At 67.9% G+C, this 21929-nt stretch carries 19 protein-coding genes; 1 reads left to right on the plus strand and 18 read right to left on the minus strand.

The annotated features are described in order from the left end of the window. Positions 1-3: 3 nt before the first annotated feature. From ABZ004_RS02290 to ABZ004_RS02330, 9 genes are read right to left on the minus strand one after another with little or no spacing between them, the layout of a single operon-like run. Positions 4-804, minus strand: a complete 801-nt coding sequence (locus tag ABZ004_RS02290) for a DUF3050 domain-containing protein (RefSeq protein WP_355677951.1) — start codon at positions 802-804, stop codon at positions 4-6. 12 nt (positions 805-816) lie between these two features. After that, entirely contained in the window at positions 817-1725 is a 909-nt protein-coding gene (locus ABZ004_RS02295) for a phytanoyl-CoA dioxygenase family protein (protein WP_355677952.1), read from the minus strand. Continuing rightward, positions 1722-2795 carry a 4-hydroxyphenylpyruvate dioxygenase gene (gene hppD, locus ABZ004_RS02300; protein WP_355677953.1) on the minus strand — a complete coding sequence of 358 codons (1074 nt, stop codon included), beginning with the start codon at positions 2793-2795 and terminating at the stop codon, positions 1722-1724. Before hppD ends, ABZ004_RS02295 begins: the two co-directional genes overlap by 4 nt. Next, positions 2795-4072: a beta-ketoacyl-[acyl-carrier-protein] synthase family protein gene (locus ABZ004_RS02305; protein WP_355677954.1), complete on the minus strand. Its 1278-nt coding sequence runs from the start codon at positions 4070-4072 to the stop codon at positions 2795-2797. Before ABZ004_RS02305 ends, hppD begins: the two co-directional genes overlap by 1 nt. Beyond that, on the minus strand, positions 4069-5673 hold the full coding sequence (locus tag ABZ004_RS02310) for a class I adenylate-forming enzyme family protein (RefSeq protein ID WP_355677955.1): 1605 nt from the start codon (positions 5671-5673) through the stop codon (positions 4069-4071). Before ABZ004_RS02310 ends, ABZ004_RS02305 begins: the two co-directional genes overlap by 4 nt. Beyond that, positions 5670-6197 (minus strand): beta-ketoacyl synthase chain length factor, encoded by a 528-nt coding sequence (locus ABZ004_RS02315; protein WP_355677956.1) that lies wholly within the window; start codon positions 6195-6197, stop codon positions 5670-5672. The genes ABZ004_RS02310 and ABZ004_RS02315 overlap by 4 nt, the downstream gene beginning before the upstream one ends. Beyond that, the gene (locus ABZ004_RS02320; protein ID WP_355677957.1) at positions 6194-7222 is read right to left on the minus strand and encodes a beta-ketoacyl synthase N-terminal-like domain-containing protein; all 1029 of its coding nucleotides are present in this window, start codon (positions 7220-7222) and stop codon (positions 6194-6196) included. The genes ABZ004_RS02315 and ABZ004_RS02320 overlap by 4 nt, the downstream gene beginning before the upstream one ends. Then, positions 7215-7460 carry an acyl carrier protein gene (locus ABZ004_RS02325; protein ID WP_355677958.1) on the minus strand — a complete coding sequence of 82 codons (246 nt, stop codon included), beginning with the start codon at positions 7458-7460 and terminating at the stop codon, positions 7215-7217. The genes ABZ004_RS02320 and ABZ004_RS02325 overlap by 8 nt, the downstream gene beginning before the upstream one ends. Then, positions 7460-7714, minus strand: a complete 255-nt coding sequence (locus tag ABZ004_RS02330; protein ID WP_355677959.1) for an acyl carrier protein — start codon at positions 7712-7714, stop codon at positions 7460-7462. Before ABZ004_RS02330 ends, ABZ004_RS02325 begins: the two co-directional genes overlap by 1 nt. A 17-nt stretch (positions 7715-7731) precedes the next feature. Here ABZ004_RS02330 and ABZ004_RS02335 point away from each other — a divergent pair, with 17 nt between their 5' ends. Next, positions 7732-8364 carry a 4'-phosphopantetheinyl transferase superfamily protein gene (locus tag ABZ004_RS02335; protein ID WP_355677960.1) on the plus strand — a complete coding sequence of 211 codons (633 nt, stop codon included), beginning with the start codon at positions 7732-7734 and terminating at the stop codon, positions 8362-8364. On the opposite strand, the gene ABZ004_RS02340 is transcribed toward ABZ004_RS02335, so the two are convergent. The 9 genes from ABZ004_RS02340 to ABZ004_RS02380 form a co-directional block, all read right to left on the minus strand. Next, positions 8295-9695: a class I adenylate-forming enzyme family protein gene (locus ABZ004_RS02340; RefSeq protein WP_355677961.1), complete on the minus strand. Its 1401-nt coding sequence runs from the start codon at positions 9693-9695 to the stop codon at positions 8295-8297. The two genes, ABZ004_RS02335 and ABZ004_RS02340, sit on opposite strands and share 70 nt — an antisense overlap. A gap of 353 nt (positions 9696-10048) precedes the next feature. Beyond that, positions 10049-11053: a GNAT family N-acetyltransferase gene (locus ABZ004_RS02345; RefSeq protein ID WP_355677962.1), complete on the minus strand. Its 1005-nt coding sequence runs from the start codon at positions 11051-11053 to the stop codon at positions 10049-10051. A gap of 42 nt (positions 11054-11095) precedes the next feature. Beyond that, entirely contained in the window at positions 11096-12001 is a 906-nt protein-coding gene (locus ABZ004_RS02350) for an N-acetylmuramic acid 6-phosphate etherase (protein WP_355677963.1), read from the minus strand. Positions 12002-12033: 32 nt separating this feature from the next. Beyond that, positions 12034-12936, minus strand: coding sequence for a MurR/RpiR family transcriptional regulator (locus tag ABZ004_RS02355; protein WP_355677964.1), 903 nt, complete (start codon positions 12934-12936; stop codon positions 12034-12036). 35 nt (positions 12937-12971) lie between these two features. Continuing rightward, complete coding sequence (locus tag ABZ004_RS02360) at positions 12972-14696, minus strand: serine hydrolase domain-containing protein (RefSeq protein ID WP_355677965.1); 1725 nt, start codon at positions 14694-14696, stop codon at positions 12972-12974. After that, complete coding sequence (locus ABZ004_RS02365) at positions 14693-15979, minus strand: DUF1343 domain-containing protein (protein ID WP_355677966.1); 1287 nt, start codon at positions 15977-15979, stop codon at positions 14693-14695. The genes ABZ004_RS02360 and ABZ004_RS02365 overlap by 4 nt, the downstream gene beginning before the upstream one ends. Beyond that, entirely contained in the window at positions 15979-17784 is a 1806-nt protein-coding gene (locus tag ABZ004_RS02370) for a glycoside hydrolase family 3 protein (RefSeq protein WP_355677967.1), read from the minus strand. The genes ABZ004_RS02365 and ABZ004_RS02370 overlap by 1 nt, the downstream gene beginning before the upstream one ends. Before the next feature lie 147 nt (positions 17785-17931). Continuing rightward, positions 17932-19257, minus strand: coding sequence for an SWIM zinc finger family protein (locus ABZ004_RS02375; protein WP_355677968.1), 1326 nt, complete (start codon positions 19255-19257; stop codon positions 17932-17934). Beyond that, positions 19254-21923: a hypothetical protein gene (locus ABZ004_RS02380; protein WP_355677969.1), complete on the minus strand. Its 2670-nt coding sequence runs from the start codon at positions 21921-21923 to the stop codon at positions 19254-19256. The genes ABZ004_RS02375 and ABZ004_RS02380 overlap by 4 nt, the downstream gene beginning before the upstream one ends. Positions 21924-21929: the final 6 nt, after the last annotated feature.

Genomic DNA, 21929 nt, shown 5'->3' on the forward strand with positions numbered 1-21929 from the left:
GGCTCAGCCCTTGATCGCGGCGAGGATGGCGTCCCAGAGCCGGGCGCGGGCGGCGAGCGCGGTGTTGATCGTGTCCGCGCAGGCGTCCCATTTGGCCTGGTCGTCGCCGCACAGGTCGGCGACCATCTGCATCGCCATCGGGGTGTGGAACTCGCCGTCCACCTCGATGTGCCGTTCCAGGTAGTCGACGAAGGTGTTCAGCTTCTTCGACCGCTCGTTCACCGCGACCACCTGGGTGAACATGTCCGGGATCAGGTCCTCGCGGCCGAACGCGAACGCGGCCGCCTGGCAGTGCACCGGGTGGTTCTCGATGATGTCCCAGGTGGTGGCGGCGAAGTCGATCGACGCCTGCGGTACGCCGGCCTCGTGCAGCGACTCGACCACCGAGCCGCCGTTGCGCAGCAGGTCGATCAGCTTCTCGATCGCGGTCGAGTCGGCACCGGCCTCGTGCATGCCGTTCACGTACAGCTCGAAGTGGCTGATGAAGGCCGGCTTGCCGTCCTCGCTGGCCAGCTCGTCGCTCTCCTCGACCATCACGATGTCGTTGATCAGCCGGCGGCTGCTGGTGTGCTCGGTCGGAACCCACGGCACCGTGACGCAGGTGAGCTCGCGCTGCAGCGACTTCAGCAGCGACATGAAGTCCCACACGGCGAAGACGTGGTGCTCCATGAACGTGACGAGCGCCTCGTGCGTGTCGAGGTTGGCGTACAGGGGGTGCTGGACGACCTTGTCGCGAGCCTCGGTGACGGCCTTCTCCAACTGCTCGATGCCCGGGTGGGTCTGACCCCAGTCGTAGCGTGACATTGCACTTCTCCTTTAGCGGTCGGCCCAGAGGGTCGGGCAGAAGTCGGGGTCGGCGTAGTCGGGCCGCCCGTCAGAGGTCCGGCGGACCACGGCGTCGTGGTTGTACGAGGCCAGCGATCCGTCGGAGAGCGGGAACTCCCGGTAGGAGTTGCCGCCGTCCTGCAGGTGCAGCGAGATCGCCCGGCGCGGGCGGTCGCTGACGTTCGCGCCACTGCCGTGGTACGTCTTGCAGTGGTGGAAGTTCATGTGGCCGCGCGGGATCGTGATCGGCAGCTTCACCACCTCGACGCCGTTGAACGCGGCGTTCTCGGCGAGCATCTGGTCCAGCTCGGACTTGTCCCGCTCGGCGAAGTGCCGGACCACGGTGTCGTTCGCGCCGATCTCTTTCCAGCGGTGGCTGCCGTCGACCATCGTGATGGTGCCCATCTCGGGCGGGCAGTCGTGGAACGGGATGAACGCGGTCAGCATCCTGTCCGAGGACGACGACGACCAGTAGTGCTTGTCGAAGTGCCAGGGCACGATGTTCGACGGCTCGCCGGCCACCGGCGGCTTGTAGATCAGCGTGGACTGGAAGATCCGGATCTCGTCGACCTGCGCGAGCCGGGCCGCGACCGCACCGATCAACGGCTTGCTCAGGATCTTCGCGAGTCCGTCGTGCTCGTAGTGGACGTAGTCGTTGTGCCGCTGGACGTCGCCCTTCGACGGGTCCCAGTAGGCCAGCTTCGGCGGTGCGGCCGGCAGCGTCCGGTCCCGCTCGCCGGCGTAGTACCGCTCGCTGGCGTTGACCAGCTCGTCGGTCTCGTCGTCGGTGAGCAGCTTCTTGGACAGGTACCAGCCGTGCTCGGCGTAGAAGGCGACGTCCTCGTCGGACGGCAGCAGCTCGATCTCTTCTGCTGAGAGGGTGAACTCACGAAGACTCATGCCTCCACCCCCGCGAGCTCGCGCTCCTTGGCTTCGTAGAGCGCCTTGATGTTGCCGCTGCCGAACGTCATGGCTCCGCGGCGCTCGATGATCTCGAGGAACAGCGTCCGGCGTACGTGCATGGACTCGGTGAAGATCTGCAACAGCTGGCCCCAGTGGTCCTTGTCGACCAGGATCCCCAGCTCCTGCAGGTCTTCCAGCGGCGTCTCCACCTCACCGACGCGGTCCGGCAGCGCCTCGTAGTACGTGGCCGGGGAGGCGAGGAAGTTGACGCCGCGGCCGGCCAGCGTGCCGACAGCCTCGACGATGTCGCTGGTCCGCAAGGCGATGTGCTGTACGCCGGCGCCCGCGTGCCAGGTGAGGAAGTCGTTGATCTGCCCCGGTCGACGGGTCTCGTCCGGCTCGATCAGTGTGAAGGTGACGTGCGTCGACGGGCTCTGCACGACCGTCGACTCCATCCCCTGCCCCGCCACCTCGATGTACTCCTCGAAGATCGGCAGGAAGCCGAAGACCTTCTGGTAGAACTCGGTCGTCGGCTTCAGCTGACCCGACGGCACGCAGATGGCCAGGTGGTCGATCTCGCTGAACAGCTTCTCGTCCGGCCCGGTCGTCGGCTCGGTGATCGTGATCGCGCCGGGCAGGAACTCCCGGCGCGGTCCGTGCCGCTCGACCAGCCGGTGGATCACGTCGCCGAAGCCGGCCACCTCGGCGATCACCACGGTGGTCTCCTGCTCGTCGGTGTAGGTGACCGGCTCGCGCACCGATTCGGCCCCTCGGGCGAGCAGTTCGGTGTAGGCGACGGCGGCGTTGTCCACCTCCATCGCGACCACGGCGACCCCGTCACCGTGGCGTTGCACGTATTCGGCAGCCGGGTGAGTGGCGGCCAGCCCCGAGGTCAACACGATCTGTACGGCGCTCTCCCGCAGCAGCAGCGATCGCTGGTCGGCCAGTCCCGTCTCCGGTCCGCCTTGACCGTGCACCTGCAGCCCGAAGGCGTGTGCCAGGTAGAACGCCGCCTGCTTGGCGTCGCCCACGTACATCTCCACGTGGTCGATCCCGTAGATCTCCATCACGATGACCTCACCGTCTTCCCCTCCAAGATTTCCCTGCGGACCGGCGTGCTTGCCGGCCCGAACAGCAGACTCACGTTCTGGCCGCCGAACCCGAACGAGTTCGACAGCGCGTATTCCAGGTGCACCTCGCGCGGCTCCTTGCGGACGTGGTCCAGCCCGCAGGCCGGATCCGGGTCGTCGAGGTTGTACGTCGGTGGCAGCAATCCGGTGTTCACGGCCAGCGCGCTCGCGGCGGCCTCGACCACTCCGGAGCTGCCGAGCATGTGACCGGTCAGCGCCTTGGTCGAGCTGACCGCGGGCACGGATCCGTTGAACGCAAGGCCGATCGCGACCGTCTCGGCGACGTCCCCTAGCTTCGTACTGGTGCCGTGCGCGTTCACATATCCGACCTGCTCCGGTACTACGCGCCCGCTGGCGAACGCCCGTCGCATGCAAGCGGCGGCCCCCGTCCCGTCCGGCCTGGGCGCCGTCGGGTGATGCGCGTCGGCATTGACGCCGTACCCGGCGACATCGGCGTACCCCGTGGCGCCCCGGGCAATGGCGTGCTCCGCGCTCTCCAGCACCAGCAAGCCGGCACCTTCGGAGAGCACGAAACCGTTCCTGCGCAGGTCGAACGGGCGACTCGCCTGGGTCGGGTCGTCCCAGCCGCGAGCCAGTGCGCGCGCGTTGGCGAAGGTCTCCGCGAACGTCGGGAACAGGGGCGCCTCACTCGCACCGCAGATCACCACATCCGCTTCACCACAACGGATCAGCCGCACCGCATCGGCGATCGCCTGCGCGCCCGAGGCACACGCCGTACCGACTGATGAGGTGTAGCCACGGATGCCGAAGCGGATGGCGACTCGTGCGGCCGGCATGTTCGGCAGGATCCCGGTGAGCAGGTAGGGGCTGACCGACGCGCGACCGCGTTCGACCCGCGTGACGACCTGCTGCTCGAGCGTCGCCATCCCGCCGACCCCGCCGACGATGATGCCGATCCGCTCGGGGTCGACGTTCTCGCCGACCACCAGGCCGGCATCCGCGAGCGCGTCCTCGGCGGTGAGCTGAGCGAGGATGACCGTCCGGTCCATCACCTTGCCGTCCGGACCACTCGCGATCGTGCCGGCATCGATCGGCCCGAGGAACCCGGCCAGCTCGACCGACCGGGCGACCGGGTGGTCTTCCGGCGGCCGCGAGATCCCGGACTTCCCGTGCAGCAAGGAATCGAAGACCTCCGGAACCCCGCGTCCGACCGGCGTCAGCAGCCCCATCCCGGTGATCGTGACGGCGGTCATGAGGACACCCCGGCCAGGCGTTCTTGCCGCAGCGCGACCTTGCGAACCTTGCCGGTCACCGTCACCGGTACGTCGTCCTCGCCGATCACCGTGATCCGCCGGATCGTCGCGGCGACCTCGGCACCGACTGCCTTGTGCACCACAGCGGTTCGGTCCGCGACGGGATCGGCTTCGGGGACGAGTTCGAGCAGGACGTCGGTGAGGAACTTGCCGTCCTCCTGCACGATGATGACCGTGCAGTCGAGCACCTCCGGTAGTGCCGCGAGGATGCGCTCCTCCGACATCGACGTGAACAACTGCGGCCCGTCGAACCCGGCCACCGCATCCGGCACCCGGTCCAGGTGGAAGAAGTGCCCGGTCTCGTCGGTGTACGCAAGGTCGCCGGTCAGGAACCAGCCGTTCAGCCGGAACTTGTAGGTGTTGACCGAGTCGTTCCAGTACCCCGGCGACACCGACGGCGACCGGAAACCGATCAGCCCGACCTTGCCGACCGGCAGTTCGTTGCCATCGGCATCCAGTACGGCGGCCTCGGCGAACTCGTACGGCTTGCCGATGCACCGGCCGTAGTGATCGGAGTCGATCGTGTGCGTGATGTGGAACCCGTTGTGCCCCATCTCGCTGGAGCCGAGCCCGTCGATGAAGTGCGAGCCCTTGACCTTCACCCGGCCCTCCCGGGTCACCGTCTCGCGCGAGCCGACCGCGACCAGCTTGCGGATGTGCGGCTCATGCGCGCAGTCGCCGGTGTTGAACCACATCCGGACAGAGTCCAGGTCGTGCTTGCTCAGGTCCTCGCGGGCCAGCCCGGCCCAGGTGACCGCGAACCCGTAGACGCCTTCCGGCTTCCACTCCTCGATCTTGCGCAGCACCGTCGGCGCGTCCTGCGTCGACAGCAGCAGCATCTCGGCGCGGTTGCCGAGCACCTGGTTGACCATCAGTACGGTCGCGGTGTGTGGGATCGGCAGCGCGTTGAGGATCCTCCCGGTGCCCTGCGCCTGAGGCATCGTCAGCAGGTGCTTCAACGCGGCGTACAGAGTTTTGTGCGAATGCAGAACGGCCTTCGGTACGCCGGTGGTGCCGCTCGTGTGGGTGATCACGACCGGGTCGTCCTGGTGGTGCTTGTAGTGCTCCGGTGCGTCGGCAGGATCTCCGCTGCCGAGTTCCTTCGGCTCCGCCAGGATCGGTGCCTCCTGCAACAACTCCTTGTGCGCGGCATCGGCCAGTACGCCGGTGACGCGGAGCCGGCGGATGTACTCCTCGGCGATGGCCGGCGCCATCTTCCCGTTCATCAGTGCGGGAATCGCGCCGACCCGGGTGAGGGCCAGGAAGCTCAGGACGACATCGGCAGCGTCGGTCGCCCAGACCGCGACCACGTCCCGGCGACCGATACCGTGCGCCCGCAACCACGCCGTACGGGCTTGGACTCGTTCGTCGAGTTCGCCCAGCGTCAACGGGTGTTCGGCCGGGAAGTGGTCGACGGATGTGTCGAACGTGAGGCCGGGTCCCGCCAGGTCTGCGCCGTGGGCGATGACCGTGGCGAGCACATTGCCCGCACCGATGGCCGGGTCGGCGGCCAGGGCAGCGCGGCGACTCAGTGTTTTCATGACGGTTCTCCCCCACTCACCAGCAGGGCGACGGCGGTGTCGCCCTGACTTGCCTGTTCCACGAGCACGACCAGCACCTGGTCGGCGTCGCCGTCCGCGATCAGCAGCGCGGCCTGGTCGAACCCGGCCTGCCGGGCATCACCGGCCGGGCTCAGGCAGACGACCGGACCGTGCAGCCCCCAACGGGCCGCGACGTAGCCGGCCACGCTGTTCGGGACGGACTGGAAGAAATAGAGCGGACCGACTCGCTTGCCATCGGCAACCGCTTGGTGGACCTGCTCGGCGGACGCCCGGTCACCGGACCGGCTGACCAGCACGATGCCGATCTTCTGCCCTTGCCGTGCGGCCACTTCGCCGTACAGCGACTGCAGACAGCGGTCGGCGACGACGGCCACCAGCGGGCTGAACGTTGACCCGATGAAACCGGGGAGTGACGGGGGACCTGCCAAGGCGTCGTCGCCCGGCTGCGGCCAGTGACTGTCCGTGACCACACGGAGTTCGGGAATGACGGTCTGGTGGTTCATCCCGCACGCACCAGCAAGGCCGTGTTGGCGCCGCCGAAGGCGGCATTCAAGGACAGTCCGTACTGCGCGGTCGCGGGCCGTGGTGCGTCCAGGATCAGATCCAGCGGGCAGGCCGGATCCGCCGTGGTGAACCCGGCGTTGACCGGTAGCTTCCCGGCTTTGAGCGCCAGCACGGTCAGCACCAGCTCCAGCAGGCCGGATGCCTCCAAGGCATGGCCGTGCACGGACTTGGTCGAGCTGACCGGTACGTCGGTCGGGAAGACGGTGCGGATGGCGGCTGCCTCGGAGGCGTCGCTGAACGCCGTACCGGTGGCGTTGGCATTGATATAGCCGACCACGTCCGGCGGGAGGTCCGCCTTGCGCAGTGCGGCTTCGATCGCTGCCGCCAAGCCTTCGCCGCCGGGCGCCGGCTGACAAGGGTGGTACGCATCGCCGGCACGCCCCCAGCCGGCGATCTCTGCTTGTCCTTGGCCTCTTTGCAAGACGACTGCGGCTACGCCGTCGCCGAGCAGGAGGCCTCTGCGGTCCAGGCTGAAGGGCCGGGCTGTGCTGTCGTCGGTGAGCGCTCGGCCCGCGTCGAACAAGGCGAACTGGTCCGGCTCGACCAGGTAACCGGCTGCTACGACGATCCGTTCCGCGTAACCGTTGCGGATCAAGGTGGCTGCATCGGCGACCGCCGTACTGGCTGAGACGCACGCGCTGGTGTAGATCTTGGCGGCTCTGGTGGCGAGGCCCCGGACGCCTGCGCGGTCGTGCACCGCGAGGAACAACGGCGTCATCGCTCGCTCGGCCGGCGTCAGGCCGCCGTCGGCACAGGCGGTGATGACGGCGTCGAGCAGCTCCTCTTCCAGCGACCGGGCGTCGACCGCCGTCGCCGCCCGGGTCACCCGGCGGTTCGTGGTGCCGAACCGCCGGATCTCGCCGAACGCGGCGGCCCCGGGGAGCGCGGCCGCCAATTGCGCCTCGGTCCCCCGGCCGAGCGCACTGAAGACCGACATCCCGCCGATGGAGACCTGCTCAGCCATGACTGAGCACCTCGGCGAGTACGGCGACGGCGTCGTCGATGGTCCTGATCCGGTCGAGGTACTCGTCGGCGAGCTCGATCGCGTAGCGCTGCTCGACCTGGTGCACGAGCCAGGCGAGTTCCATCGAGTCGATCCGTTCGAGTTCGCCGGACCGTTCACCGAGACCGGCGAGCCAGTCGATGATCTCGGCGCGTCCGGGGGCGGCCGGCGGGGCGGGGAGCGGGGAAGGATTGCTCATCAGACCTGCTGGGCGACCCGGCCGGCAACCTCGGTGGTGAACTCGCCCACCGTCATCAGCGCCAGCTGCTCGGACTCCTCGTCGGAGAACCGCACCCCGAACTTGTCCTCCACCCGGATCGACAGATCGGCCAGCGCCAGCGACTCCAGATCCACCCCTGCCGGACCCAGCGTCGTCTCGTCGTCGATCCCCTCGACGTCGTAGTTCATGTCCTGCAACTGCGCGATGACGAACTCGCGAACCTCTTCCCTCATCGGGATACCTTCTTCCTGTGAAAAAGCACGGGCAGTCCGATCTGGACCCCGCACACATCTGGGTGTCGCCGGTCGAGGACAACGAAGACCAGCGATCGGCCGCTCACGCCCTCCTCGTCACCCTCGCCAGATCGCTCGGCGGCGAAGGGGAAGTAAGACATGAAGAATCTGGTCGACCTGTGGTTGACGGCCTCGCCGTGAGCCTCAGCCACGCGCGAGGGTTGGTTGCCGTGGCGGCCGGTCGGCGCGGACCTGTGGGTGTGGATTTGGAGAGCCGGCGGGAGTTCGAGGTCGACGGGATGGCTCGGCGTTGGTTTGATCCCGTGGAGCTGACCTGGCTCTATCAGCAGGGCGATCAGGTTGATGCGTTTTTGTGGTTGTGGACTGCTAAGGAGGCTGTGGGGAAGGCGCTCGGGCGCGGGTTGCGTGGGTCGGGGTTGCGGCGGGTGATGCCGTTCGGCGGGGCAACGATCGTTCCGTCCGAGCCGCAGCTTGCTGTTCTGCGGGTGCCTTTGCGCGCCGACGCGGTGCTGGCGGTGGCAGTGCCGAGCAGTACTTCCGAGGTGCGGTTGACCGAGCATCACGGTGCGGCCTTGCGCAGTACGGTGACGTCGCGGACCAGCTTCCCGGTTGTTGTCCGCGGCAACTGATCGAGGATCCGCACACTGCGCGGCCGCTTGTACGACGCCAGCCGCTGCGCCAACTCCGCCTCGATCCGGGCGACGTCGCGCCGTTCACTCAGTTGCAGGTACGCCGTGATCGCGCCGTCGTAGACCACCACCGCGGCCTCGACCCCACGCAACGTGCCGACCGTGTACTCGACCTCGGTCAGATCCACCTTCAGCCCGCCGACGCTCACCTGCGAGTCCAGCCGCCCCTTGATCGAGACCAGCCCGGTCTCCGGATCGACAACGCCCGCATCCTTCGTCCGCAGCCAGCCGTCGGCCCACCGGGACGGATCGGACAGCCCCAGGTACGGCGACTCCGGCCGCCGGATCTGCAACTCCCCGTCGACAGCCCGTACTTCGATGCCCGGCGCCGGCTGGATCGCCGGCCGGTGCCGGCCGAACAGGTCGGTGCCGATCACCCCGACCTCGGTCATCCCGTACATGTTCCCGAGCGACGCCTGGAACTTCTCCTCGAACGCCTTCACGACCGACGCCGGCACCAACTCGCCACCGGTCGTCATCCGCTTGAACTGAGGCAGTGCGGGCGGCTCGTTGACCGACGCCAGCAACCCGATGTGGAACGGCACGCCGAGCACGGTGGCCGGCGTACTGCTGCTCGCGATCGCCTGCAGGATCGCGTCACCGGTCAACCGCGCCGGCGGGACCAGGGTGACACCGGCATGCAGGCCGTACATCAGACCGCCCACGAGACCGAGCACGTGCACCATCGAGGGGAGCAGAATGATCCGCTCACCACGCTGCGGGACTCCCTCGATCTTGGTGTAGCGCAGCACCTCCTCGACCAGGTCCTCCGCCGTCCGGCCGATCACCTTCGACGGCCCGGTCGACCCGGAGCTGAGCTGGACGACGGCGTGCGCGGTGTTCGCCGGATGACCGGAGTAGCTGGCCACCGTGGTCTCGACCTCGACGAACGTCTTCAGACCCGACGGCACCGACCGCTCGGGCGACACCACCACCTGCGGGACCAGCCGCTCGATCGCCCGGCGGACCTCGTAGTCGGTCAGCCGGTGGTCGAGCAGGATGGCCTGGCCACCCGAGCGCCACACCGCCAGCAAATGTGTAATGAACGCCAATGACGGCGGTAAACGCAATGCGGCGGCACCACCCGGTCGCAAACCGGAATCGGCCAGCTCGGATTGCCTGTCCCGGACCAGCCGGCGCAGCATTCCGCGATCAATTGGCGCGGGTAACGAAAAGCAGACGTCACTGGCGTCACCGGCCAGCAGCACGTCGTCGACCCACTGGGCGCCCATAGTGGTTCCGGGCACCACGACAGTACCGTCCATGGTCATCCGAGCTCCGAAGTTCGCCTTGAACACAAAGGATTCAGAGCACCAGTCCCCCACCAAGGCCTGGCGATGACGCGACCATACGACACGACCCGACACTCCCGCTATGGACCGAAAGTGATGGATCCACTACCGTTCGCAAAGTTGTCGGAAGCCCTTTTCTTTGCACCCGCGATCGGCGATGCTGCTCCATTTCCCAAACCACAGAACTCAAGCACCCGATTCGTTTCCAAACCAGTCAATCCGCTACCAGCGGTTAGGAAATCAGGATCATAAAGAGCCCCGCAGGGGGTTCCCTGCGGGGCGTCAATCAAGCATTTACCGGACTGTTCCAGAACAATCCAAGCGAATTTTTTTCAAATTCTCCGGTGCAGCTCGTGGGCGAGCTCGACCGGCCGGAACCCGAGCGCCGCGTTGACCGCGTTCATCGCCGTGTTCTGCTCGGCGTTCCAGGTGTGCACGACCCGTCGTTCGGGGTGGATCTTCTGCATCTCGAGCTGGTTGCGGACCTTCAGCGCGAGCCCGAGCCGATGCCCGCGGTGCGCTTTCGCGACCAGCGTGCCCCACTGGAAGGCGTTGACCGGATCGGTCGCGCCGAGATACAGCTCGGTGTAACCGGCCATCGTGCCGTCCGGAGCCACCGCGGCCGTGACCCAGCCACTACGCCCCTGCTCCGCGCGCTGCTTCTCACCCTCGCGCACCCGCGCGGGATCCGGTTCCGCCGCCTCCACCTCCAGGTCACCCATCGGCGCCTCGAGGTCGAAGCCCGCCTGCATGGCCGCATAGGCGTCCACGTACTCGTCGGGACACCGGTCCCGCCAGGTGACCAGTTGGTAGCCCTGATGGTGCTCGGCGGCCTTCGCGGCCAGGCCGGACAGGAAGTCCTCGGCCAGCGGCGACTCCAGGATCCGGTGCATCTCGACGTTCGCGACCGTCAAACCGGTGGCCGCCGCGAAGGCCTGCCCCGCGGTCGGCGTACCGTCGATCGGCACATCGATCTGGGCATGCACAGTCGTTCGGCCGTAGAAGGCGGCCCGGTCGGCAACGGTCCGCGCCAACGTGGTCCCGTAGCCACGGCGCCGCAGCTCTGGACGGACCCCGATACTCGGGTTGATCACCGAGGTGTTGTCCTTCAACGGCAGCTCGAAGTACAGCGTGCCGGCGATCGCCCCGGCCTCGTCCCGCACGGCCCAGATCTCCTGGGTCCAGTACGGCGACTCGGTCAGCGCGTTGACCCGGAGTTCCTCGCGGGTCCAGGGGACGGCGTACTCCCGGCCGTAGACCTCCGCTTCCCGGTAGACGTCGTACCAGGCGTCGAAGGCTTGGGGATCGTGCGGGTCGATCTGCTCAGAGGTGCTCACTCGCCTCACTGTAGAGACGACAGCACACCCGGCTCCAACGGTTTACGCGGTGTCGGAGCGCGCTGTGCTCAGCTGACCGAGGGCGAGCGCAACCCGGCCGCCGGTCGCTTCCAGTGCCTCGCGGGCAGCCGGCACCGGGCTGCCGGTGAGCAGGTGCACCAGGGCCGGCTTCAGCTCGCCGTCGGCCGCCATCAGGGCGGCGGCGCAGGCGTCCGGGTCGGCGCCCGTGGCCTCACCCAGGATCCGCAGCATCCGGCCGCGCAGTTTGTTGTTGGTGGCAACCATGTCGACCATCAGGTTCGACCAGGTCCGGCCGAGCTTGATCATCAGCGTGGTCGAGAACGCGTTCAGGATCATCTTCTGCGCGGTCCCCGCCTTCAGCCGGGTGGAGCCCGCGATCACCTCGGGACCGGTATCGGCCGCGACCAGGATGTCCGCGTACGCCGCCAGCGGAGCGGCTGGGTTCGACGTCACCAGCGCCGTGGTGGCACCGACGGCCCGGGCGGCACCGAGCGCTCCGGCGACATACGGCGTCGTACCGGAGGCTGCCAGGCCGATCACCAGGTCCTTGCTGGTCACTCCGGCGGCGTCGGCGGCACCGCCCTCCTCGGAGTCCTCGACGTTCTCGACCGCGCGCAGCAGGGCTTCCATGCCGCCCGCATGATGGGCGATCACCAGGTCGTCCGGCGCATGGAAGGTCGGCAGGAGTTCGGCGGCGTCCAGGACCGCCAGGCGACCCGACGTACCGGCTCCGAAGTAATGCACCCGGCCGCCGTTGCGGACCGCTTCGACACCGGCGTCCACGACCCGGGTGAGCTCAGGGATCACCGCACGGACGGCGCCCGCGACCCGGGCATCCTCCGCGTTGACCATCCGGAGGATCTCGGCGGTCCCCACCGCATCGATCGCGAGCGTCCTGGGATTGCGCTGCTCCGTGGGTGTGATCACAGATACGATGTTAGTTTTCTACTGAAGGAATTTCAATTCTGTTGATCATTGACAGGACCTTTGACCCGGTGACCCCGGACCGCGTTGGCGGTCGCCTCGAGCGCCTTCTGAGCGTCCGGCAGCACCAGCTGGGCCACCCCGATGAAGAGGCAGTCGATCACGGTCAGTTGCGCGATCCGGCTGGACATCGCGCCCGATCGGTACGTCGTTTCGCGCGCCGCCGTGGTCAGCACCAGGTCGGCCGTGTGCGCGAGCGGCGAACGGGGGAAGTTGGTCACCGCGACCGTGGTGGCGCCGTGCTTGGCGGCCTCCTCGATCGCTTCGATCACCTCGACCGTCGTACCGGTGTGTGAGATCCCGATCGCGACGTCGCCCTCGCCGAGCAGGGCCGCACTGGTCAGCGCCACGTGCACGTCCGACCAGGCGAACGCGACCCGGCGGATCCGGTGCAGCTTCTGCTGCAGGTCGAGCGCGACGAAGGCACTCGCGGCCGACCCGTAGAGGTCGACCCGGGGCGCCTTGGCGACCGCGGCGACGACCTTCGCCAGCGACTCCACGTCGAGTTGCTGAGCGGTCTCGCGGACCGCCCGCTCATCGGCGAAGGCGACCTTGCCGACCACGTCGGCCAGCGAGTCGCCCGGTTCGATGTCACCACCGACCTCCGGACGGATGTTCTCCGTCGCCGACTGGGCCGCCAGCTGGAGGCGGAGCTGCGGATAGCCGGGGACGCCGATCTGCTTGCAGAACCGGATGACCGTGGTCTCCGAGGTGGATGCCACCTCGGCCAGTTCGGAGATCGTCATCGCCGCCACTCCGCCCGGGTCCGCGAGGACCGCGTTCGCCACCCGCTGCTCGGCCGGCGCCAGCGCGGGCATCACCGCGCGGACCCGGACCAGCAGCGGCCCCGTGGGTTCAGGAGAGGTTACTGATGTCATGACCTCACCGTACGGCGACTAACCACCTAGTGGGGTCACCGACGCGAAAGTCTCCAACCGGAAGCGGTAAATGATTCCGGGTTCCGTTCTCCGTCGAAAAGGACCTGGTGCCCGGCACTGATCTTCACGCCGTCCACATAGACGCCACGGCCTTGGTAGAGCGGGTCCGACGTATAACGCCAGCGCAGCGTCTGCTGACCCGCTCCGAGCTCCGCGGACACCTGATGCCAGTGCCGGTCACCGGAGCCGCTGATCGACCCGTCGGTGTCGATCACAGTGCCACGATCCAGCACTGTAAAAGGCACCTTGTTCCAAGTAGACCCGTCGGTCGAACTCTCCAGATACAACAGATCCGAGTCCTCGGTGTCCACGAACAGATCGAACGCGAGCTTCGCTCCCCCGTCCGGTACGGCGACCGGCACCGCGAGCGTCGTCGTACTGGCGTCTGTCGTCCCGGAGAACCACGCGTCCTTACCGTGCTGCGGCCCGACACCCAACGACAGCGCAAGGCCTTGTACTACGGCCCTCCGGGCGGGGTTGTTGCTGCCCCAGCTACGGCTCGGATGCACCCTGTTGGTGAGCAGGATGGCGAAGGAACGCGAATCGAAGTCGATCACGATCGACGTCCCGGTGTAGCCGGTGTGCCCCGCAGTACGAGGTCCGGACAGGCCGCCCATGTACCAGCGCTGGTTCAGCTCGAAGCCGAGGCCGTGGTCGTTGCCGGGGAAGCCCTGGTTGAAGTTCGTGATCATCGCGGTGACGGAGCTTTCCTTGAGGATCCGTGCACCGCGGTAGCTGCCGCCGTTGAGGAACGTCTGGGCGAGCACGGCCAGGTCGTCCGCAGTACTGAACACGCCCGCGTGACCGGCGACGCCGCCGAGCGACCAGGCGTTCTCATCATGCACCGATCCCCAGACCATCCCGCGCGCCGGAGCCGTCTGGTACTCCGTGGCGGCGATCCGCGGCTTCTTCTTGGCATCCGGGTTGTAGCCGGTGTCCCGCATTTGCAGCGGCTTGGTGATGCCGTCGGCAACCAGCTTGTCGAGCGTCTTGCCAGTCACCCGGTGCGCGAGTTCGCCGAGCGAGATCAGGTTCAGGTCGGAGTACAGGTAAGTGCTGCCGGGCGTGTTGATCAGCTTCGCTGTGAGCGCCTCGTGCATGCGGAGCTCGGGCGTCGGCTGGTCGCTCCACAACGGCAGGAACGCGGGCAGGCCGGTGGTGTGGGTGAGGGCCTGCCGGACGGTGATCGCGGCCTTGCCGTTCTCGGCGAACTCCGGCACGTACGTCGCGATCGGGGTGTCGAGATCGACCTTGCCTTTCTCGGCCAGCTGCAGGATCACGATCGAGGTGAAGAGTTTGGAGACCGACGCCATGTCGAAGATGGTGTCGTCGCGCATCGGGATCTGCTGGTCGGCGGGCAGCTCGGTCCCGCTGCCATCGGCGTACTTGAGAGCCATGCCGGTGGCATTGCGGGTGACGATCTTGCCGTCGTGGCCGAGCAGGGTGACGGCACCGGCGTACAGGGGATGGGCTGTGCCGTTCGGCTTGGTCCAGGCCGCGACCTGGACGAGCGCGGTGTCGATCGGCGCCGGGTCGAGACCCGCCTTCTGCGGGGTCGAGTCCCGCAGCAGGGTGGACTTCGGCGCATACCCGTCGTACGGATGGTCGAAGCGGCCGGATTTGTTGCCGGAGGCAATGGCAGGGGTGGTCATGGTGAGCATCAGGGTAGAGGTTAGCGCGATCAGCTTGACCAGCTTCACCGGTGATCTCCCTTATAGAGCAGGTACTTCGCCCGCCGGGCCGTCCAGGCGTCGGTTTCGGCCTGCCAGGCCGCGACGATCTCCTCGGCCGTGGCGCCGGCGGCGAACATGGTCCGGAACCGGTCCGAGCCGGTCAGCAGATCGATCCAGCGGCCGGGCGGGTTGTCGCCGGTCCGCCAGTCGAACTCGGGGTACAGCTTGTTCGCCTCGACGATCATGTGCGTCGCGGTGGTGATCGCCTCGACCCGGTGCGGATCGGTGATCTGGACCTGCAGGCCGCCGCAGAGCACGTTCGCGTTCTTGCTGATCGTCGGCGTGAAGTAGGCCTCGCGGAAGGCGACACCGGGGAGGTTCTTCGCCTGCAAGGCCTGCGCCCAGCGATAGTCGACGTACGGGGCACCGATCAGCTCGAACGGCCTGGTCGTGCCCCGGCCCTCGGACATGTTGGTCGCTTCGAAGAGACAGAGCCCCGGGTAGAGCAGAGCGGTGTCGGGGGTCGGCATGTTCGGGCTCGGCATCACCCAGGTGAGTCCGGTGTCGGCGTACAGCTGATCGCGCCTCCAGCCCTTCGCCTCGATGATCTGCAACTCCTTGAGCCGGGCGCCGTTCGTGTCCAGCGGCAGGTACTCCGCGTTGAACAACCGGGCCAGCTCGCCGACCGTCATCCCGTGATGCTGGATGATCTCCCGCTTACCGACGCCACTCGTGAAGCCGGGCTTCAGCATGGGGCCCCGGGCATAGCCGCCGGTCGGGTTGGGGCGATCCAGTACGACGAAGCGCGCACCGGTGCGGACCGCGGCGAGCATCGCCTCGTACATGGTCCAGATGTAGGTGTAGAAGCGCGCGCCGACGTCCTGGATGTCGAAGACGACGGTCTCGACGCCGGACTTCGTGTAGAGCGTGGCGAGTTTGTCGGCGGCCGCGCCGTACGCGTCGTAGACCATGATCCCGGTCCGCGGGTCGACGTGATCACCCTCGGAGCCGCCGGCCTGGGCACTGCCGCGGAAGCCGTGCTCGGGCCCGAAGACCGCGACGATGTTGACCTTGCCGGACGCGTGCATGGTGTCGACGATGTGGCTCAGGTCGTCGAGGATGCCGGTCGGGTTACTGATCACGCCGACCTTCTGGCCCTGCAGCGCCTTCCAGTCGTCCTTCGCCAGCGCCTGGGCCCCGGTGGTGATGGTCTTCTTCGCCTCTTGGGCCTCGGCTTGGGCTGCCTGGATGTCGATCAGCGGTGCCGCCGCGAGGGCGCCGGCTCCTGCGAGGAGGGAACGTCTCTTCATTACCAGCTCAATCCGTGGCCGAAGGGATACAAGGGCGTCTGCGGCTGGCCGGCGACCGGGATGTCGACGGGAAGCTTGCCGGTCGGCGCGATCTCGCCGTACAGGACCTTGGCCAGCGACTCCATCGAGACGGCCGCGTAGCCGTAGGTGGCCAGGTACGTCGGCGCTTCGTCGAAGTACGCGATGTCGTACGGGTCGCGGACGGCGACGACGATCACGGTCCTGCCGGTGGCGAGCAGGTCCTTTACCAGCTTCTGCTGCTTGGCCAGCTTGTCGGTCACCTTCGTGTCCCACGCCTTCTGGGTGAGCACCACGGTGACGTCGTTGGCCTGCGCTTTTGTCACCGCATCGGCGATGGCTGCGTCCGACGGGGCTGCACCTGTTTGCGCGACGGTGGTGGTCGCACCGCGCTTGGCAAGGCTGTTCGCCAGCGACTGTGTGGTGGTGACGCCCCAGCCGGTGACCAGGATGCTGCGCGGGGTGTTGGTGAGCGGCAGGGTGCTGGTGTTGTTCTTGACCAGGGTGACCGACTTGTCGACGATCCTCTGCGCGGTGGCGAGGCTGGCCGGCGTACCGACTGTCGTCGCGATCTTGGCCGGGTCGACGAAGGGCTGGAAGAGGACGCCGTTCTTGATCTTCATCAGCAGGATGCGCAGCAGGCTCGCGTCGATCTGGCGCTCGCTGATCCGGCCGGACTTCACCGCGTCGACGACGGCCTTGAACTGCACGTCCGGCGCGGGCGGCAGCAGCACCTGGTCGGCGCCGGCCTCGATGGCCCGGACCGCCACCTCGGCGTCGCCGTACTTGGCCCGGACGGCCGCCATCTCGAGGGCGTCGGTGACGATCAGGCCCTTGAAGCCGAGCTCGCCGCGCAGTACGCCGGTCAGGATCGGCTTGCTCAGCGTCGCCGGGTCGCCGGACGGGTCGAGCGACGGGACCACGATGTGCGCGGTCATGATCGAGTCGATGCCGGCCTTGATCGCGGCCCGGAACGAAGGCGCGTCGATCGTCTCCCACTGCTCGCGGGTGTGGTTGATCGTCGGCAGCGCGGTGTGGCTGTCGTCGACGGTGTCACCGTGGCCGGGGAAGTGCTTCGCGGTCGCGGCGATCCCGGCGTCGTTCTGGTAACCCTGCACCTGGGCGACCACCATGTCCGAAACGAGCTTCGGGTCGGACGAGAAGGACCGGACCCCGATCACCGGGTTGAGCGCGTTGACGTTCACGTCGGCGACCGGGGCGTAGTCCTCGCGGATCCCCATCGCCTTGAGCTCGCGCCCGGTGATGCCGGCAGCGGTTCTGGCATCCGCGGTGCTGCGGGAGGCGCCGTGGGCCATGTTCCCGCCGAACTGAGTAGCCGGCGGACCGATCCGCACCACGACGCCCTGCTCCTGGTCGGTGGCGATCGTCAGCGGAAGGTGGAGACCTTCCTTGACGGCCGCGGTCTGGAGCTGGTTGCTGTACGTCGCGAGCTGCGTCGGGTTCTGCACGTTGTCGCGGGCGTTGAAGTAGATCCAGCCACCCGGGTGGTACTTCGCGACCACCTCGGCCGGCGTCGCCACGCCGTACAGGGCGGTGTTCCTCGCGTCCGGAGTGTTCGCGTCCGGGCCGTAGGCGAACAGCACGAACATCTGCCCGATCTTGTCCTCGAGCGACATCCCCTTGATCGCCCGCTGCGCCTTCTGCACATCGGTGATCTGGTTCGCCTGGCTGATCGGCGGTGGCGCACTACTCGCGGCCGCGGGCACCAACGCCCCGACGGTCGCAGTAGCAAGGCTGGCAATGGCGAAGCGGCGCAAGGCGGACATAACCGACCCCTCAGGTAATTGAATTACAACCGTGCCCCCGCACGCGAAAGTTACCCACACCTGCCACCCGGGTCAAGGGCAAACCCACCACCATCCAACACGCCCCGCACACCCCCAGCAACCCACCGCCCAACCCAAACGCTTGAACTATGCGTCGTGGCCTTCGGCGGCTGAGAGGAGGACGGCGAGGATGTGTTTGCAGGGGCCTCGGGTGTCGGGGTATTTGGCCCACCAGAGGCAGGTGCAGCGGTGGGACGTGGCGGTCGGGCTGACCCAGTGCTGATGGTCGTCGACCCGGACGATCCAGTCGGCGCCGTCGCGGGTGACCTGGCCGGCGACGACCAAGGCTCGGGCCGCGGTCAGGCGCGGGTTGTCGCGTGCGGTCCGGCCTGGTTCGAAGGGGAGCTCGCGGTGGAACCAGGTGTTGTCGAGGAGGTCGAAGCCGACCTTGCCGGAGGAGGCGAGGAAGTCCAGTCCGCTGTCGACGGCGGGCGGGGCGAGGCCGGTCAGCTCGGCGAGGCCGACGCGGTCGATCATCGGCTCCCACGCGAGGTACTCGAGGATCCGTGCCGCCTGGTCCGCGGTCGACGTGGTGAGGGAGGTCAGCAGGCCGCCTTCGCCGGAGAAGCCGCGGTACGGCTCCGGCGAGAGCTGGAGCGTCAACGTGGCACCAGGTAGCCCGAAGGCCCATGCACTCGCGCCGTCGTCGTTGCCGAAGATCTTCAGCCATCGGGCGAAACGCGCAACCCGGACAGCCGCAGTGAGCCGCGCAGTACCGGCCAGTTGTACTGCGCCCGGCACCGCTCGCGCCGATTGCCGCAGGCCGGCCGGCGACTGAACGACGTAGTACGACGGACCGGGCGCGCCCTTGGGAAGGCGGGCCAGGAACGGCGCGATCGCCGGACCGGTCAGCTCCGCGCGTTGCTGCATCCGCGCCGCGCTGACCGGAGTCTCCGCGAAGCCGCGAACCCAGCGGTCCGGCAGGTCGACCTTGCGCTCCTCGTGGGTCTCCTCGATCGTCGAGACCCGCAGGCTGTCGCTGCCGACCCCGAGATGGACCAGCGCCCCGGCGCCGAGTCCCGCCAGCGCCGACCTCAGCGGCTGGTTCACGTCGACGTTGGTGGTGCCGAAGCCGATCTCGCCGCTGTCGATCCCGTCGGCCAGCAGATCCAGCCGCGCGTAGACCCCGTTGCACGCCGAGAACGACTCGAATCGCAGCCGATCGCCGCTCGCCGTCACCACCGGATCCAGGAACCGTGCCCGGACCGCCGCGAGGTCGACGTAGCGCGTCCCCGCGACATCGGCGACCGCGAGCAACCCGGCCGCGACCACCTCGGGCCGGGCCAGAAACCCGTCGAAGAACTGCGGATGCTCGACCAGCCCCGACGGCGTCACCCCGAGCGCGGTCTCCAACGCCAGCAGAGCACCGCCCGACCCGTCCCGCAGCGCCGACGCTGCCAGATACCCACTCATCGGCCGGCGCCCGTCCCGCTGACAGCCGCGAGCCCGTCGGCGACAGCGACCAACGCCCGAGCCTCGGCACCGGCCTTGGTCGCCCCCTTCTTCGCGGCCAGCTCCCGTACTGCGGGCGGCAACACCGGATCGGGCACCGCCGGCAGATACCGCCGTACGACGGCCAGCAGGTCGGCCAGACCCACCGGGCTCCTGGCCTGCGAGCAAGCCACGTCGACCAGTGCCGTCATCGTCGGCCAGAGCGGTTTCAGTCCACCGGCGAGAACGGCCTGCTCGACCGCCCAGGATGTCCTTGCTAACGGCAACGATCCTTGCGCGAACCTGGCCAGCACGAGCTCCGTGAACAACGCCGGATCGAAGTCCTCCCGCCCCATCAGGGTCAGCAGGGCATCGACCCCCAGCAAGCGCGACCGCTCCTCCGGATAGCCGATCGTGATCGCCAGCAGTTGATGCACTGCGCGTCCCGCACCAGGCACGACGAGCTGCCCGAGCCACGGTGGCGCCCAAGTGGATTCCTCGAAGAACGCCTCCTGCAGCCGTGCCGCGATCAGGTCCGGCCAGTGCGGCACCACCCCGATCGTTCGCGCCGGTTCGAATCCGATCCTGGGAGTGACATGGATCGCCCGGTAGCCGCCCAGCAGGTCCGGCGGCACCTCCGGGAAGAACTCCAGCCCGACCGGGATCTCGGCCGGCTCGATCGAGGTCATGCCGTCGCCGGACGTCCTGGCCACTGTCGGAGGCAGTCCACCACCTTCGACCCACTGCCGGATCACGGCGATCGCGTCGACCGGCTCTCCCCGCCTGCCGGTCCATCGGCTGAGAAGTCCTTCTGCGCCGGGACGAAAGACAGGCAGCACGACGTCGGGCAACTCGGAAAGACGATCCGGCGAGACCGGCTCCAGCCTGAGCAATGCCTGGAACAGATCGAGCGAACCGCACTGCACCGACCGGTAGCCCGCGATCCTCGCCACCAGGTCGTCGAACTCCAGTACGCCGGTACTACGACTCGGCGTACTCAACAGATGGGGAACGCGACCCGCGTTCAGCAAACATTCCTGGAGGTGCAGGTCGGCGAAGACCGCTGTCACCGGCGACTCGGCGAGCACCCAGTCCTCGCCGGGGAAGAACCGCCGTCCTCCCCCGTGATACTGACCGGCGATCTCGGCGTACGCGACGAACGACCTCTCGGTGACTCGTCCCCCGGCCCACTCGATCGTCCGCTGCGCGATCGGATCCGTCGCGAACCCAGCCCCGTGTTCGCGGAACCACCGCTTGACCACCTCGACATCCGACCAGGCCCACCGGACCAGGGCGTCGAGGTACCGAGCCAGGAAACCCGCATCCCCCTCGAGCTCCATCGCCGTCAGCGCAGCCGCGATCCCGGCCGGCTCCGGCGCGATCCGCCCGAACCGCTCGACCGCAGCCGTTGGCACGTCGATCCACAGCCCGTCCATCGGCACACCCGCCGGTTCGGCGACCGCAGACCCGAGCCCCGCAAGGGCCTTGTTCGCCTTGCTCATCAAGGTTTCGTCGTCGGTCAGCGCGACCTTCGACAACACAGCAACCACCGACTCGCGCCCGATCCGATCAACGGCCCCCTTGGCCAGCACTGCCTTCAGCAAGATGTTCTGCTGCATCTTCTCCTTCCGCGAGAAGACCGTCGCCGCAAGCTCCTCGAACTCAGCCGCCGATGAGAGCGCATCGATCAGCGGCGGCAACAGAACAACGGTCACCGCCCGATGGCAGGTCGCCATAAGCCCTTGCAGAAGCGGGATCCGGCCCCGCAGATCCGCAGCTGACAGCTCCAGCCCCGCCATGATCGACGCAACCGCCTTGCTCGCCGCCGGCCCCTCCTGCCGAGCCAACGCCCCGAAGCAATCGCCGAGAACCGCGCCCCGGTCCAGATGCCCTTCGGTCGCCAACGTGGCTACGGCCTGTCCGATCTCCCATCCTTCGACGGCAGGAGACGCGAAGCGGCCGATCACCGCCGGCATGGCCAGTGATGCTGCGAGGGCGTCGGCGAACACCGGATCCCGCCGCCAGGCGTCGACGAGAGTCGGGGTGTCGAGATAGGTCCCCTTGATGCCGTCCCCGTTCGATGTCAGCCAGGTCTGCGCGTAGTAGTCGTCGCCCTGCCGCTTGCGGGCGCCGGCAACCCGGAACTTCAGCTCGTCGTAGTACCGCACCCAGCCCTCCACGTACGCCGGTCCGCTGGGCAATGGCAACTCGAAATGGGCCAGCAGCGGCATCCCGTACTGGACCACGCGTTGAGCGTCGGGGGCGCTGTCACCACGGAAGGTCAACTCGCTGGCCGCCTGAACGAACTCGGCACACCAATCTCGGCCACCCGCGGCGAGGGCTCGCAGGACGAGCGGTTCAGCCGCTTCACCGAACTCGCCCACGAGGTTCCATCCGAACCACTGAGCCGCTCTCTGTGCTGTCGGAGCAAGCCGGAGGGCGAGCAGTTGGACGCAGGCGGCACCGCTCTCGTGAGCGTTACTCGGCCCGAAGCTCTGTTCGGCAGCTCTTCGCGCCTGTCCCCTCCCCTGCCGGTACCAGGCTCGGGCTTCCTTGAGCCCGACCTCGTCCAGCCCGTCCAGGAACTCCGACAAGTCGCGCCACGACGCGCCTTCGACGTACGCCCCGACTTTGTCCCCCAGCTTCATGTCGTG

Source organism: Kribbella sp. NPDC006257, assembly GCF_040613535.1.
Taxonomy (GTDB): domain Bacteria; phylum Actinomycetota; class Actinomycetes; order Propionibacteriales; family Kribbellaceae; genus Kribbella.